Here is a 14,218-nt window from a genome sequence, read left to right as displayed (position 1 = left end):
GCTTGCTCGCGAAAGCGGTGTGTCAGTCAACATCAATGTCACTGTCGGATCGCTTTCGCGAGCAAGCCCGCTCCCACATGGGGTTGTGGGTGTTAATGCTATTTGATGCACTGCCCCGACCGGCTCTGGCACAGCGCAAACAGCCAGCGCCGCAGGCGGGTGAGTTTCAGTTCCATATCAAAAGCTCCGCTGGCGTGGGGTTGTAGGCGTTGCACGGGTTGTTCAGTTGCGGGCAGTTGGAGATCAGGACGATCACGTCCATCTCGGCCCGCAGGTCGACGTATTTGCCGGGCGCCGAAATCCCGTCCTCGAACGTCAGGCCGCCGTCGGCGGTGACCGGCACGTTCATGAAGAAGTTGATGTTCGGCCCGATGTCGCCCTTGCCCAGACGACCGTCGTGGGCGCAGGTCCGCAGGTAGTTGTCGCGGCAGCTGTGCATGTAGCGTTTTTCCAGGGCGTAGCGCACGGTGTTGCTTTCCTGGGCGCAGGCACCGCCGAGGGTGTCGTGGCGCCCGCAGGTGTCTTCAACGATGGTCAGCATCGGCTGGCCGAGGTTGGAATACAGCACGCTGCCGGTGCTCAGGTACACGCTGTTCTGCCGGCGCAGGGTGCGCTGCACGTCGTAGCGTTCTTTGGGGTTGGCCAGGCTGTAGAACAGCGTATCGACCGCCTGGTTGCCTTCCAGGTCGAGGATGCGCAGGGTCTGGCCGGCCTTGACCTCGACCAGCCAGGGTTCCCCGGCGGGAATGGTGGCGCGGTAGATGGCGGTGTCAGGCTGCTTTTGCAGGGTGGCGATGGCAAGTGACATGGCAGCGATCCTCAGGCGAACAGGCGGTCGGTGTTGATGAATCCGCGCTGGTTTTCCGGGCGCGAGTTACGACAGTGCTCAGCGACGCTGGGCTCGGCGTTCATCCAGCTGAGCTTGAGCGGCTGCGGGGCGTATTGCGGGTTCGGGTCCATGGGGTGTTGCAGCGCGGTCAGGACTACCAGGGTGTCCATCGGTGCGTAGAGCTCGATGTAATCGCCGGCCTTGGAATGGCCTTCTACGAAGTGAAAGTTCCCGGCTTCATCGACATTGACCCGACTGAACAGGTTGAGGGTCATTAACAGGTCCGACAGACCCAACCCCCATTTGCCCAGCTCCACCAACAGGTTGTCAGTGCCGTTGCGAAAGAACCCGTTGCGCAGTTCCTGATAGCGGCCCTGGCCGTATTTTTCGGCCACTTCCTCGGCGCAGAGCACACCGCCAAGGCTATCGCTCCAGCCGCACGTGTCGGCGGTGATGGCTGCCAGCACCCGGCCCATGTCCGAGTACAGGCAATGGCCGGTGGTGAGTTTGGCGGTGTGTTGGCATTTGAGGCTGTCGGGCAGGTTCAGGCGCTCGGTTTTTTCGTTGGCATTGAGCAGCGTCAGGCTCACGTTGGCCCCGCCGCGCAGGTCGGTAAGACGCAGCAGTTGGCCGCGCTTGAGCACGAAAGAGCGGTGGCCGCCACCGGGCAGCAGTTCTTCGGCGAAGGGCGGAAACAATTGGATTGAATCGGTCATGGGAAAACTCCTTTCAAGCGATACGCAACGTGCCGGCCAGTTCGGCGGGCAGGGCGTCGACGGCGGCACGGGCAGTGCGGCGGTCGCTGTTCAGTGGAATGTCGTAGGTGATGCGCGCGCCATAGGCGCCAGGGGCATGGGGGTCGACGCGAACCTTGTCGAACACCAGCAGGCGGGTGCCGAGGCTGAAACCTTCGGACAGGTCATGGGTGACCATGAACACCGTCAACCGGGTCTCGCGCCACAGCTCCAGCAACAGGGCGTGCATGTCTTTGCGAATGCCCGGGTCGAGGGCGCCGAAGGGTTCGTCCAGCAGCAGGACACGGGGTTTCATGATCAGCGCCTGGGCGATGGCCAGCCGCTGTTGCATGCCCCCGGACAACTGCGCCGGGTATTTGTCCAGCGCGTGGCCGAGGCCGACCTTGTTCAGCAGATGCGCGGCCTCTTCGCGGGCCTGGCGTTTGGCGCTGCCGAACAGGCGCCCCAGCAGCGGCGAGCGCGGCAGTTCCAGGCCCAGGGCTACGTTGTTCAGCACCGTCAGGTGCGGGAACACCGAGTAGCGCTGGAACACCACACCGCGGCTGGCGTCCGGCTCGCCTGCCAGGTGCTCGCCATCCAGCAGAATCTGCCCGCGACTGGCGCGCTCCTGGCCCAATAGCAGCCGCAGAAAGGTCGACTTGCCACAACCCGACGCCCCCACCAGCGTGCAGAACTCGCCTTCGGCGACGCTCAGGTTCAAGCGTTCGAGCACCACCTGATCGGCGTATTGCTGCCAGACGTTGTTGACCTTGATGAAACTCATGCCTTCGCCCCCTCATACCAGGGGAACGCTTGGCGGGTCAGGCGCTTGAGACCCCAGTCCATCAGCCAGGCGAGCAGGGTGATCCACACCACGTACGGCAAGATCACGTCCATCGCCAGGTAGCGCCGCACCAGGAAAATCCGATAGCCCAGGCCATCGGTGGAGGCGATGGCTTCGGCGGCGATCAGAAACAACCAGGCCGAACCGAGCATCAGCCGCAGGGAAATCAACAGGCGTGGCAGCAATTGCGGCAGCACCACCCGCAACATCAGGGTCCAGGTCGAGGCACCGAGGGTTTGCGCCTTGATCAGCAGCTCAACCGGGATTTCCCGGGCGCGCTGTTCCAGATCCCGGGCCAGGCACGGGGTGATGCCAATGACGATCAGCATCACTTTCGACAATTCCCCCAGGCCGAAGACGATGAACAGAATCGGCAGGATCGCCAGCGGCGGCACCATCGACAGCACGGTAAGCAAAGGCGATAGCGGTGCGCCGAACAGCGGCAGCGTACCGGCGGCAATGCCCAGGCACAGGCCGGCCAAGGCGCTGATGCCCAGGCCGATTGCCAGTCTGCGCAGGCTCGACGCGGTGTCTTGCCAGAGCAGGTAATCGCCACTGCGCACGTCAGCGGTGAAGGCCAGGCGTTTCACCGCATCGGCCATCTGCACCGCGCTGGGCAGCAGCTTGTCGTTGGGATTGTCCGTCAACCGTTCGGCCGAGCCCATGAAGTAGGCGAACAGCACCAGCGCGAAGGGCAGGATCACCAACAACAGGCGGCTGGGACGATCCGGGTAGTGGTTGATCAGGCGCATGCCAGCTCCTCCGGTTTACAACTTGGCGTCGGCGGCCAGTTGCACGTAGGTCGGGTCAAAGCGCAGCTTGAGGTTGGCCTTGTCGCCGCGGGTCACGCCATTGGCGAACGCCATGCCGACCGCGTCGGTGTCCTTGGCGCCTTCGCCGAGCAAACCGTGCTGGAACGAGAACTCGGCGACCTTGCGCATGGTGGCGGGCAGTTGCTCGCTGGTGGCGAAACTCAGGGCCTCCTTGGGCGTGGCGAACAGCTTGGTGGTGCCCAGTTGCGACTGGAAACCGGCCAGATCGGTGCCCGAGGCTTTGGCCATGTGTTCCAGTGCCGTTTTGCTGGCCGCGTTTTTTGCGTTCATCAACGCCACCACTTCAAACCAGGCACCGGTCAACGCTTTGCCCAGGGCCGGGTTGTCCTGCAGGGTCCGGGTGTTGACCACCATCATGTCCATGATCTCCCCCGGAATCTGGCTGGAGTTGAACACCTCGCTCACGCCGGGCTGGGTCTTGATGTCCGAGAGCATCGGGTTCCAGGTGGTGACGGCCTTGACCTGATCGGTATTGAAGGCCGCGGAGATATCGGCGTCGGAAGTGTTGACGACTTTCAGGTCTTTTTCGGTGAGGCCGACCGAGTCCAGGGCGCGGGCCAGCAGGTAGTGGGAGACCGACAGTTCCACCAGGTTGACGTCCATGCCCTTGAGGTCAGCGACTTGCTTGCCGTCACCCTTGAGCACGATGCCGTCGTTGCCATTGGAAAAGTCGCTGACGATCAGCGCGGTGCTGTCCACGCCCCCGGCGGCGGGAATGGTCAGGGCGTCCATGTTGGTCATGGTGCAGCCGTCGAACTGGCCGGCGGTGTATTGGTTGATGGATTCGACGTAGTCGTTGAGCTGCACGACATCGATGCTGATGCCGTATTTTTTTGCCCATTTATCGACAATGCCTTGGCTACCGGCGTATTCCCAGGGCATCCAGCCGGCGTAAATGGTCCAGCAGACGCTGAAGTGGTCTTTTTGTGCGGCGGCGGATGAGAAGCTCGCGAGGGCCGAGAGGGCGGCGAGGAGCAGGGCGCAAAGACGAAGCTTGAGCATGGTGGTTCTCCAGTTGATCAAGGGCGGACAGGAGCAACGCGGCACCGTGAACGGTGGCTTGTCTCCCGGGCTTTTGTCCCGCCGTGTAACCTCAACTGGAGGTCGCCAACTCTCGGACCAGCCACTCGCCAGAGGCGAGCCGGAACCCTAGTCAGCCATTGCAAATTGTGGTGCCGCGAACCTGTGATGACTCCTGCACGGAGTTTGTTAAAGCGAGAGCCGTGCCAAGTAAGGTAAAGGCCCGGTCCAGAGGGGCCGGGTGTTGGAGGGAACGAGCGGCGGATGGAGGTTCTGCATAGTTGTGGTGCTTTCCTGCACCGGGATGAGGCACAGAGCTACATGTTTCAACTTATTGCCAGGGCGCACCAGATTCGGATTTCGCTGTCAGATTAATCGTCAGTCACCCAATAGATGACTGCCGCCCGCCAGCGTCGCTGATGTGGCTCATTAGCGGTCCAGGAGGCCGCCATGTATCGACGACTTCTGCTCATTGCGTTTCTGGGTTTGACACTTTCGGCATGTGTTCCTTACGACGGAGGCTCAAGCTACTACCGTTCCGAGGTCTACACCTCACCGGCGCCGGCCTATTACGGTGGCGGGAGTTACTACTCGGCACCGCGTGGCTATTACGCACCGCGGTATTACCAACCGGCACCGCGCTATTACTCGGCGCCGCGTTATTACCAGCCGGTGCCACGCCATTACTCGCCACCGCGTACGGCGTACCGGTCTCATCCACACCGGGGCGGCTGGGACGGCCATAACCGGGGCGGTTGGAATGACGACCGTCGTGGTCGAGGCGGGCGTGATCATCGGGGACGCGGTGATCGTGATGGACGGCGTAACCACCGCTGATCCATCGGCAGAAAAAAGCGGCGCATTGAACGCCGCTTTTTTGTGCCTGTAACAAACCCGATGGGATCACGCTTGTGGGAGCAAAGCTTGCTCGCGATGACAGGGGATCAGTCAGCTTCCCGGTGACTGGCATACCGCTATCGCGAGCAAGCTTTGCTCCCACAGATGTCACATTCCACAGATGTCACTTCCCACAGATGTCACTTCCACAGATGTCACTTCCACAGATGTCACTTCCTCAGATGTCACTCCCACAGATGTCACATCCACAGATGTCACATTCCACAGATGTCACTTCCACAGATGTCACTCTCACAAGGTGTCACTCTCACAGGATGTCACCCAGGTTCTTTACTCATTCGACAAATCCGCCAACGGATGCCGCCCTTCCCAGGCCTTGTGGAAATGCGCTTCGACCGTCGCGTCGGGTACATGGTTGATGTCCGGCCAGTGCCAGTGGGGCTTATGGTCTTTGTCGATCAGCCGCGCCCGCACGCCCTCGCTGAATTCAGGGTGTCGGCAGCAGTTGAGGCTCAAGGTGTACTCCATGCGCAAGACTCCTGCCAATGACAAATGCCGGGCTCGGGCGATCTGTTCCCAGACCAGATGAGCGGTCAGCGGGGAGCCTTCGGTCATGGTCCTGGCCGCTCGCGCGATCAACGGGTCTGGATGGTCAACCAGCAGACTGAGGGCTTTCCAGGCGCAACGTACATCGCTGACATCCAGCCATTCGTCGATTTTCTGCCGGCGCGGTAGCCATTGTGCCTCGGGCAGCTGAGCGACGGCTTCCTGCTGCAAGGCCTTGAGCAGGCTGTTGAGCTGCATGGGTGTTTGTTCCTGCCAGTTGAGTTGCAGCAGGCCCTCGATCAGGTCGTCCTGCTGTTCATCCAGCAAGAAACGGTCGGCCAGACCCAGGTCAATGGCGTCCCGGGCATTCATGTGAGCGCCCGTCAGGCCCAGGAACAGACCAAGCTTGCCGGGCAGCCGCGACAGGAACCAACTGGCGCCGACATCCGGGTACAGGCCGATGCTGATTTCCGGCATCGCCAGGCGCGTGCTCGGTGTGACGATCCGAATATTCGCGCCTTGCAACAATCCCATGCCGCCGCCAAGCACGTAGCCATGGCCCCAGCACACCAAGGGTTTGGGAAAAGTGTGCAGGTTGAAGTCCAATCGGTACTCCGCTGCAAAAAATTGCGCCGCCAAGGGCGGTACTTCACCTGGTTGAGCGCGGCAGGCCTCCACCAGGCTGCGCACTTCGCCGCCGGCGCAAAATGCCTTGGCACCGTTGCCGCGCAACAATACGCAGACGATTTGCGGTTCTCTGGCCCAGGCATCCAGACGATCGCGCAGGGCGTTGATCATCGGCAAGGAGAGGGCATTCAAGGATTTTTCAGCATCCAGAGTGGCGATGCCGATACGGGCGCCGTTGATGCCGGTGAGTTCTTCGAAGTGCAGATTCATCGTGACCTCGATCAGAAATTTGAATGATCAGTATGACCGCTGCGTAGGAAAGTGCCGGTTCTGCGTCAGATCAATTGACAAGCCATGTAGGCTTTCCTAGGGTGCGCCCATTGTTTTTACCGGGTGCAATCATGACTGCTGACGACCGTATCAAACTCGAACCGAGCTGGAAGCAAGCCCTGCGTGCCGAGTTCGACCAGCCCTACATGGCAGAGTTGCGCGAGTTCCTGCGTCAGGAATACGCGGCCGGCAAGGAAATTTACCCACCGGCATCGTTGATTTTCAATGCCCTCAATTCCACGCCGCTGGACAAGGTCAAGGTCGTGATCCTCGGCCAGGACCCCTACCACGGCCCAGGCCAGGCCCACGGCTTGTGCTTTTCGGTGCAGCCGGGCGTGCCAGCACCGCCTTCGCTGGTGAACATCTACAAGGAATTGAAACGCGACCTGAATATCGACATCCCTAATCACGGTTACCTGCAAAGCTGGGCCGACCAGGGTGTGCTGTTGCTCAACACCACCATGACCGTGGAACGTGCCAATGCCAATTCCCACGCAGGCAAGGGCTGGCAGCACTTTACTGATCGGGTCATTGAAGTGGTCAGTGAGCACCAGCCGAGTTTGGTCTTTCTACTGTGGGGCGCCCATGCCCAGGGCAAGCAGAAATTGATTGATGCCACCAAACACCTGGTGCTGACCTCCGTCCACCCGTCGCCGCTGTCGGCTTACCGTGGTTTCCTGGGATGTGGGCATTTCAGCCGGGCCAACAAATTTCTCGAGCAACAGGGCGAGACGCCGATCGACTGGCGGTTGCCGGCGGTTTAATGCGTTGACCGGGCTGGCCTCATCGCGAGCAGGCTCGCTCCCACATGGGGTTTGTGGGGGGCGCAAAAATGGGGCTCGCCACTATTTCTTGTGGGAGCGGGCTTGCTCGCGAAAGCGGCGGATCAGCTTGCATCAATGGTGAATGTGCCGGCGCCTTCGCGAGCAAGCCCGCTCCCACATTGATCAGCGTGAGCCGCAATTGCTTGCTCGCGATGAATGCATCAGTCCGAACCCGGCTTGCGAGTCCAGTACCTGAACAACGGCTCCGCCAGAAACAGCACAAACAGCAGCCGCATCACCTGCAACGCCGTCACCAGCGGTACCGACAGTTGTAGCGTCTCCGCCGTCAGGCTCATCTCCGCGATACCGCCGGGCATCATGCCCAGAGTCAACGAACGCAAGTCCAGATGAGTCAGCGTGCTCAGGCCCAAGGCCGCGAGGGTGGCGATCAGCATCGTCAACACCGTGCCGATCAGGGTACGTCCCATGAACGACGGCGCACGGCGGAAGAACTGCCGATTGAAATGACAACCCAAGCCGCTACCGATCAACCATTGGCCGATCTGGCTGCCACCGTCGGGCAGGCTGATGTGCAGGTCCCAGCTGATGCTCACCGCCGCGCTCACCAGCAACGGCCCGAACAGCCATGGATTGGGCTGGCGCAAACGTTCCCAGATCCAGGCGAGCAGGGCGCCTGCAGGGAACAGCACTGCCAGCCACAGCCAGTCCACCGTGGCAGCGTGCTGCACCGGGGCGCCTTCGCCGAGCAAGTACTTGAAAGCGGCCGGCACGCACAGCACCACTACCAGTACCCGCAGGCTTTGCCCCGCAGCGACGCGGCTCAGATCGGCGCCATTGCGGGCACCGAGGTTGACCATCTCGCCGGAACCGCCCGGCATGCTGGAGAAAAAAGCGGTGGCGCGGTCTTCGCCGGTGCGGCGCATCAGCCACACACTCACCACGCTGGACACGCTGGTGATCAGCGCGCCGAAAAAGATCAGGCCAAAATGGCTCAACACCTGCTCCATCACCACCGGGGTGAAGTGCAGGCCGATACCGATGCCTACCACCCACTGGCCGCATTTACGGCCGCCGGGGATTTCCATCAGTTGCCATGGCGTCAGGCAGCGCACCAGGATGATCGCCAGCAACGAGCCAACCATCCAGGGCAAAGGCCAGCCGATCAGGCTGGCCAGATAACCGCCGGCCAGACCGACCAGCGGTGTTCCCCACCATTGTCTGAGGGTTGCCTCAGACATTGGCCAGGGCGCGACGTTGAGCCGAACGACGGCGCCAGATCCGCAGCACTGGCATCAGCAGCATGATGACGGTCAATACCCAGCAACCCAGGGTGATCGGGCTCGACCAGAGGATTTCCAGCGCACCGTTGGAAATCGACAGCGCACGACGCAGGTTCTGTTCCATCAGGCCACCGAGGATGAAGCCCAACAGGACCGGCGACAACGGGAAGTCCAGCTTGCGCAGGATGTAACCGAAGATGCCGATACCGATCATCAGGAACAGGTCGAACGTGGTGGCGTGTACCGCGTAGACGCCGATCCCGGTGATGATCGCGATGACCGGTACCAATGCCCAGTTCGGCACGGCCAGGATACGGGTGAAGACGCGGATCATCGGGATGTTGAGGATCACCAGCATGATGTTGGCGACGAACAACGAAGCGATCAGGCCCCAGACGATGTCCGGTTGTTGCTGGAACAGCAGCGGACCCGGAGTGATGTTGTACAGCGACAGTGCGCCAATCATCACCGCCGTGGTACCGGAACCCGGAACACCCAGGGTCAGCATCGGTACCAATGCACCGCAGGCGGCGCCGCCGATGGCGGTTTCCGGGGCGGCGAGGCCTCGCTTGTCGCCCTGGCCGAACGTACCGTCTGCACCGGCGATGCGTTTTTCAGTCATGTACGCCACGGCACTGGCCAGGGTCGCACCGGCGCCTGGCAACACGCCCATGACGAAGCCAAGCACGCCGCATCGCACGTTCACCCAGAACACCGATGCCGCTTCCTTGAAGTTGAACATCATCCGCCCGGTGGCTTTCACCGCTTCCTGGCCGCGATGGGTCTTCTCCAGCAGCAACAGAATTTCACTGATGGAGAACAGGCCCAGCACCAGCACGACGAACTGGATGCCGTCGGTCAAGTGGATGTTGTCACCGGTGAAACGGTACACGCCGCTGTTGGCATCAATCCCGACGCAGGACAGGAACAGCCCGATCAGCGCCGCGATGAAGGTCTTGAGTGGGCGGTCACCGGCCATGCCGCCGAGGCAGACGATGGCGAACACCATCAGGACGAAGTATTCCGCCGGTCCGAAGGCAATCGCCCATTTGGCCAGCAGCGGGGCGAACAGCACCATGCCGCAGGTGGCAATGAACGCACCGATGAACGAGCTCCACGCTGACAGCGAAAGGGCGACGCCGGCCATGCCTTTGCGGGCCATCGGGTAGCCGTCCAGGGTGGTCATGACGGTGGAGGCTTCACCCGGGATATTGAGCAGGATCGAGCTGATTCGTCCGCCGTATTCGCAACCCAGGTACACGGCCGCCAGCAGGATCAGCGCCGACTCCGGTGGCAGGCCGAGGGCGAATGCAATCGGGATCAGCAGCGCTACGCCATTGATCGGTCCCAGGCCCGGCAGCAGGCCGACCACGGTGCCGATCAGGGTGCCACTCAGGGCGGTAACGAGGTTATAGGGGGTCAGTGCAACGCCAAAACCCTGGCCGAGATAATTCAGGGTATCCATATCAATTCTCCAGAACGTCGAGCAGGCCCAAGGGCAGCGGCACGTCCATCAGCTTGTCGAACAACAGATAGAGACCGATGGCCATCAGGCTGATGATCACCACGCTCGGCACCCAACGACCGCCATACAGGCGCGCCATCGGAACCCCGACCACAATGCTGGCGAGGATGAAACCCAGGGGTTCGAAGGTCCCGGCGAATATCAGCAGCAGTACGACGCAGATACCGATTTTTTGCAGGGTTTCCCGATCCAGTTGCGGATCGTCGTCGCTGTGCACGATGGGCGTCGGACGAAACACCATATAGAGCAGGGCCAGGCTCAGAAGCCCGATCATCAGCAAGGGGAAGGCGCGCGGGCCGACCGGCTCATAGGAAAAGGCCGCATGGTAGGGCCAGGCCATCAGCGCGAGGCCGACGCAAACCAGCAGCAGCACTGAAGCGAAAATACGTTGGATGAGCATGACTAACTCCTGGGCGGCGCCGCAGTGATGCAGGCGCCGCCGCGAGAACAGAGGCGATTACTGGACCAGGCCAAACTCTTTGGCCAGCATCTTGTAGTCGGCCACTTGCTTCTTCACGTAGGTGTCCAGTTCCGGGCCGGTCATGGCGAACGGAAACAGTTCGCGCTGGTCACGCAACTTGGCGAAGTCTTCGGAAGCCAGCAGCTTGTCGAACGCGTTTTTCCACCAGGCGTAGTCTTCATCGCTGACCTTTGGCCCGAGGTAGAAGCCGCGAACCACCGGCCAGACGATCTCATAGCCTTGTTCGCGGGCAGTCGGGATGTCTTTCATTTCCGGCTCATCCAGGCGCTTCTCAGCGAACACTGCCAGCAGGCGCATGTCGCCGCTCTGGATGTGTGGCATGGAGTCGGAAATGTCCGTACTGCCTACCTGAATATGGCCGCCCAGCAGCGCCGTTGCGATCTCGCCACCGCCTTCGAGTGCCACGTAGCGCAGTTTGCGCGGGTCGATACCCGCGGCCTTGGCGACCAGCGCGGTTTGCATCCAGTCCTGGCTGCCGACGGTACCGCCGGAACCGATCACCACGGAACCTGGATCTTTCTTCAGTGCCTGTACCAGATCATCGAGGTTCTTGTAGGGCGAATCGCTCTTCACCGCGATGGCGCCATAACTGGTGCCAACGGCTGCCAGCCAGCGAACGGCGTTTTCGTCGAAACGACCGAACTTGCCTTGGGCCAGGTTCAGCAACGAGCCACTGGACCAGGCCACCAGCGTGCCGGCGTCGGCCGGGCGCTGCGCGACCACTGCGTTGTAGGCCACCGCACCGACGCCGCCGGGCATGTAGGTCACGCGCATCGGTTTGGTCAGTAATTTTTCGTTCACCAGGGCGCTTTGGGCCAGTTTGCATGTCAGGTCAAAGCCGCCGCCAGGCGCGGCCGGGGCGATGCATTCCGGACGCTTGGGTTCGGCGAGCAACTGCCCGGCGAACATCAGGCAACCAGCGGCCAGGGCTACTTTACGCAGTGATAGGTTCATTTTTGTCTCCACAGGAGTTGTTGTTGTGTGTTGCACATTTGGTGTTGCCGGACCCTTCGGGAATCGACAACGGGCCATCAGGAGCAAGAGGTCACGTGGCGCAGACGCACAGGGACGACGGTGCAAGACCGGCGAAAGCGGCGGCGCAAATGAAGGTGGTCTGCTTGAAGCGGGAAGGGCGAGCAGGCGTCGGGGCCTGGAGCTGTATGGACAGCATGGTGAATACTCCGCTCTATTGTTCTTATTTGGCGAAAACGCTTCGGGGCGTTTTTCGTTCGCGAGGTGTCTCGCGATTGGCAGTCGAAACTGACCGTTGGAGGACTCTAACCGGCCAACCTTTCGCTAACCTTTCAAAAGCTTTCACGATGTTTTTGGCTTCACAGAGGCGGATGCGGCTGTAAACTCCGCGCCACAGAAGGGTGCCGACCATCCCTGAATCGAGGTGAAACCCAATGCGTGTCCTGCTCGTCGAAGACCATCTCCAGCTGGCCGAAAGTGTAGCCCAGGCGCTCAAGAGCACCGGTTTGACCGTGGATGTGCTGCACGACGGGGTGGCGGCCGACCTGGCCTTGAGCAGCGAGGAGTACGCGGTCGCGATTCTCGATGTGGGGCTGCCGCGTATGGACGGTTTCGAGGTGCTGGCCCGGCTGCGGGCCCGGGGCAAGACTTTGCCGGTGTTGATGCTGACCGCCCGTAGCGACGTCAAGGATCGGGTCCATGGGCTGAACCTGGGCGCTGACGATTACCTGGCCAAGCCCTTCGAACTCACTGAGCTGGAAGCTCGGGTCAAGGCACTGTTGCGCCGCAGCGTTCTGGGTGGCGAACGCCAACAGCGCTGTGGTGGGTTGATTTATGACCTGGACACCCGCCGCTTCACCCTCGACGACGAATTGCTGACCCTGACTTCCCGCGAGCAGGCCGTGCTGGAGGCATTGATCGCCCGGCCCGGGCGGGTGATGAGCAAGGAGCAACTCGCGGCCCAGGTGTTTGGCCTGGACGAAGAGGCCAGCCCCGATGCCATTGAAATCTACGTCCACCGCCTGCGCAAGAAACTCGACGGCCATGCCGTGGCGATCGTGACGTTCAGGGGACTGGGCTACTTGCTGGAAACCCGCGATGCATAAGCCCGACAGCCTGCGTTGGCGACTGCTCTGGAACCTGGCGCTGTTGCTGGTGGTGCTGATGCTCGCCAGTGGCCTGAGCGCTTACTGGAACGGTCGCGAGGCTGCGGACACGGCCTACGACCGCACGCTGCTGGCCTCCGCCCGGACGATCGCCGCTGGCCTGTCGCAACGCGACGGCAGTCTTAGCGCGGACGTGCCTTACGTGGCTCTGGATACATTCGCCTACGACAGCGCCGGGCGCATTTACTACCAGGTCAATGACATTCACCAGAAACTGATTTCCGGCTACGAAAACCTCCCGGGCCCACCGCCCGGTACGCCGCGTACGGACGATTACCCGGCCCTGGCGCGCTTCTATAACGCCAGCTATCAGGGACAGGATGTGCGGGTGGTGAGTTTGCTCAAGGCGGTGAGTGAGCCAAACATGAATGGCATGGCGGAAATTCGCGTGGCGGAAACCGAAGAAGCGCGGATCAGCATGGCCCGCGGCCTGATGGCTGACACGCTATTGCGCCTGGGCATGCTGGCGGTGGGCGCGCTGTTGATGGTGTGGTTCGCCGTCAGTGCTGCCCTGCGCCCGCTGGAGCGCTTGCGCACGGCGGTGGAGGAGCGCCAGCCGGACGACCTGCGCCCGTTACCCCTGGTGGAGGTCCAGCATGAACTCTGGCCACTGGTGCGAGCCCTCAACCATTTTACCGAACGTCTTCGTGGGCAGTTCGAGCGTCAGGCGCAATTCATCGCCGATGCCGCCCATGAACTGCGCACGCCCTTGGCCGCGTTGAAGGCTCGGCTTGAGCTGGGGCTACGCGCCAGCGAGCCGGCGACTTGGCGAGAAACTCTGGAAACCGCAGCCCAGGGCACGGATCGGTTGACCCATCTGGCGAATCAGTTGCTGTCCTTGGCACGTGTCGAGAACGGTGCCCGGGCCATCGCCGAGGGCGGCGCGCAGTTGCTTGATCTCAGCCAACTGGCACGGGAGCTAGGCATGGCCATGGCCCCGTTGGCCCATGCCCGCGGCGTGGCGTTGGCGTTGGAAGCCGACGAGCCGGTGTGGCTGCGAGGTGAGCCGACCTTGTTGAACGAGTTGTTGAGCAATCTGGTGGACAATGCCCTGGCCCATACCCCGTCGGGCGGCAATGTGATTCTGCGGGTTACAGCGCCTGCGGTGCTCGAGGTCGAGGACGACGGGCCGGGCATCCCTCTGCATGAACGGGACCGCGTGTTCGAGCGCTTCTATCGACGTAACCAGCAAGTGGCTGGTTCTGGTTTGGGGTTGGCGATCGTTGGCGAAATCTGCCGTGCGCATCTGGCGCAAATCACGCTGCATGACGGGCAGGAGGGTGGGTTGAAGGTGCGGGTGAGTTTTATCCCAGGCTCAGACTGATCCAGAGCCGAACTCTATTTGTGGCGAGGGGATTTATCCCCGCTGGGTCGCGAAGCGGCCCCTG

The 14,218-nt window shown here is 61.7% G+C and carries 15 protein-coding genes and 1 riboswitch; of the genes, 4 read left to right on the top strand and 11 right to left on the bottom strand.

All coding sequences use genetic code 11. From position 1 onward, the window contains the following. Positions 1–166 precede the first annotated feature (166 nt). The 5 genes from PSH57_RS21700 to PSH57_RS21680 are packed head-to-tail and all read right to left on the bottom strand — an operon-like array spanning position 167 to position 4,242. Positions 167–808, bottom strand: a complete 642-nt coding sequence (locus tag PSH57_RS21700) for an urea amidolyase associated protein UAAP2 (RefSeq protein ID WP_305385468.1) — start codon at positions 806–808, stop codon at positions 167–169. An 11-nt stretch (positions 809–819) separates the two neighbouring features. Beyond that, positions 820–1,545, bottom strand: a complete 726-nt coding sequence (locus PSH57_RS21695) for an urea amidolyase associated protein UAAP1 (RefSeq protein WP_305385466.1) — start codon at positions 1,543–1,545, stop codon at positions 820–822. Positions 1,546–1,558: 13 nt separating this feature from the next. After that, positions 1,559–2,347 (bottom strand): ABC transporter ATP-binding protein, encoded by a 789-nt coding sequence (locus PSH57_RS21690; protein ID WP_305385464.1) that lies wholly within the window; start codon positions 2,345–2,347, stop codon positions 1,559–1,561. Then, positions 2,344–3,159 (bottom strand): ABC transporter permease, encoded by an 816-nt coding sequence (locus tag PSH57_RS21685; protein ID WP_305385463.1) that lies wholly within the window; start codon positions 3,157–3,159, stop codon positions 2,344–2,346. Before PSH57_RS21685 ends, PSH57_RS21690 begins: the two co-directional genes overlap by 4 nt. Positions 3,160–3,174: 15 nt before the next feature. Beyond that, entirely contained in the window at positions 3,175–4,242 is a 1,068-nt protein-coding gene (locus PSH57_RS21680) for a putative urea ABC transporter substrate-binding protein (protein ID WP_305385461.1), read from the bottom strand. A 60-nt stretch (positions 4,243–4,302) separates the two neighbouring features. Beyond that, positions 4,303–4,404: riboswitch (guanidine-I (ykkC/yxkD leader) on the bottom strand. A 306-nt stretch (positions 4,405–4,710) separates the two neighbouring features. Between PSH57_RS21680 and PSH57_RS21675 the strand changes: the two genes are divergently transcribed. Beyond that, positions 4,711–5,097 (top strand): hypothetical protein, encoded by a 387-nt coding sequence (locus tag PSH57_RS21675; protein WP_305385458.1) that lies wholly within the window; start codon positions 4,711–4,713, stop codon positions 5,095–5,097. A gap of 351 nt (positions 5,098–5,448) precedes the next feature. Here the strand turns inward: PSH57_RS21675 and PSH57_RS21670 are convergent, their stop codons facing one another. Beyond that, on the bottom strand, positions 5,449–6,561 hold the full coding sequence (locus PSH57_RS21670) for an enoyl-CoA hydratase/isomerase family protein (protein ID WP_305385457.1): 1,113 nt from the start codon (positions 6,559–6,561) through the stop codon (positions 5,449–5,451). Between the two features lie 131 nt (positions 6,562–6,692). Here PSH57_RS21670 and ung point away from each other — a divergent pair, with 131 nt between their 5' ends. Next, a complete protein-coding gene (gene ung, locus PSH57_RS21665; RefSeq protein WP_422766052.1) occupies positions 6,693–7,385 on the top strand; it encodes a uracil-DNA glycosylase in 693 nt (230 codons plus the stop codon). A 221-nt stretch (positions 7,386–7,606) separates the two neighbouring features. Here the strand turns inward: ung and PSH57_RS21660 are convergent, their stop codons facing one another. The 5 genes from PSH57_RS21660 to PSH57_RS21640 form a co-directional block, all read right to left on the bottom strand. Next, positions 7,607–8,644, bottom strand: a complete 1,038-nt coding sequence (locus tag PSH57_RS21660; protein WP_305385455.1) for an AbrB family transcriptional regulator — start codon at positions 8,642–8,644, stop codon at positions 7,607–7,609. Continuing rightward, complete coding sequence (locus tag PSH57_RS21655; RefSeq protein ID WP_256231808.1) at positions 8,637–10,151, bottom strand: tripartite tricarboxylate transporter permease; 1,515 nt, start codon at positions 10,149–10,151, stop codon at positions 8,637–8,639. Before PSH57_RS21655 ends, PSH57_RS21660 begins: the two co-directional genes overlap by 8 nt. A gap of 1 nt (position 10,152) precedes the next feature. After that, on the bottom strand, positions 10,153–10,611 hold the full coding sequence (locus PSH57_RS21650) for a tripartite tricarboxylate transporter TctB family protein (RefSeq protein WP_305385454.1): 459 nt from the start codon (positions 10,609–10,611) through the stop codon (positions 10,153–10,155). A gap of 57 nt (positions 10,612–10,668) precedes the next feature. After that, on the bottom strand, positions 10,669–11,646 hold the full coding sequence (locus tag PSH57_RS21645) for a Bug family tripartite tricarboxylate transporter substrate binding protein (RefSeq protein WP_305385453.1): 978 nt from the start codon (positions 11,644–11,646) through the stop codon (positions 10,669–10,671). A gap of 91 nt (positions 11,647–11,737) precedes the next feature. After that, positions 11,738–11,863: a hypothetical protein gene (locus PSH57_RS21640; protein WP_305385452.1), complete on the bottom strand. Its 126-nt coding sequence runs from the start codon at positions 11,861–11,863 to the stop codon at positions 11,738–11,740. Positions 11,864–12,098: 235 nt separating this feature from the next. On the opposite strand from PSH57_RS21640, the gene PSH57_RS21635 reads away from it, so the two are divergent. Next, entirely contained in the window at positions 12,099–12,770 is a 672-nt protein-coding gene (locus PSH57_RS21635) for a response regulator (RefSeq protein WP_047227978.1), read from the top strand. Continuing rightward, a complete protein-coding gene (locus tag PSH57_RS21630; protein WP_305385449.1) occupies positions 12,763–14,154 on the top strand; it encodes a sensor histidine kinase in 1,392 nt (463 codons plus the stop codon). Before PSH57_RS21635 ends, PSH57_RS21630 begins: the two co-directional genes overlap by 8 nt. Positions 14,155–14,218: the final 64 nt, after the last annotated feature.

This window comes from Pseudomonas hefeiensis (genome assembly GCF_030687835.1).
In the GTDB taxonomy this organism is placed as follows: Bacteria; Pseudomonadota; Gammaproteobacteria; order Pseudomonadales; family Pseudomonadaceae; genus Aquipseudomonas; species Aquipseudomonas hefeiensis.
Note: the sequence above shows the minus strand (reverse complement) of the source record. Positions and strands in the feature narration are given on the sequence as shown.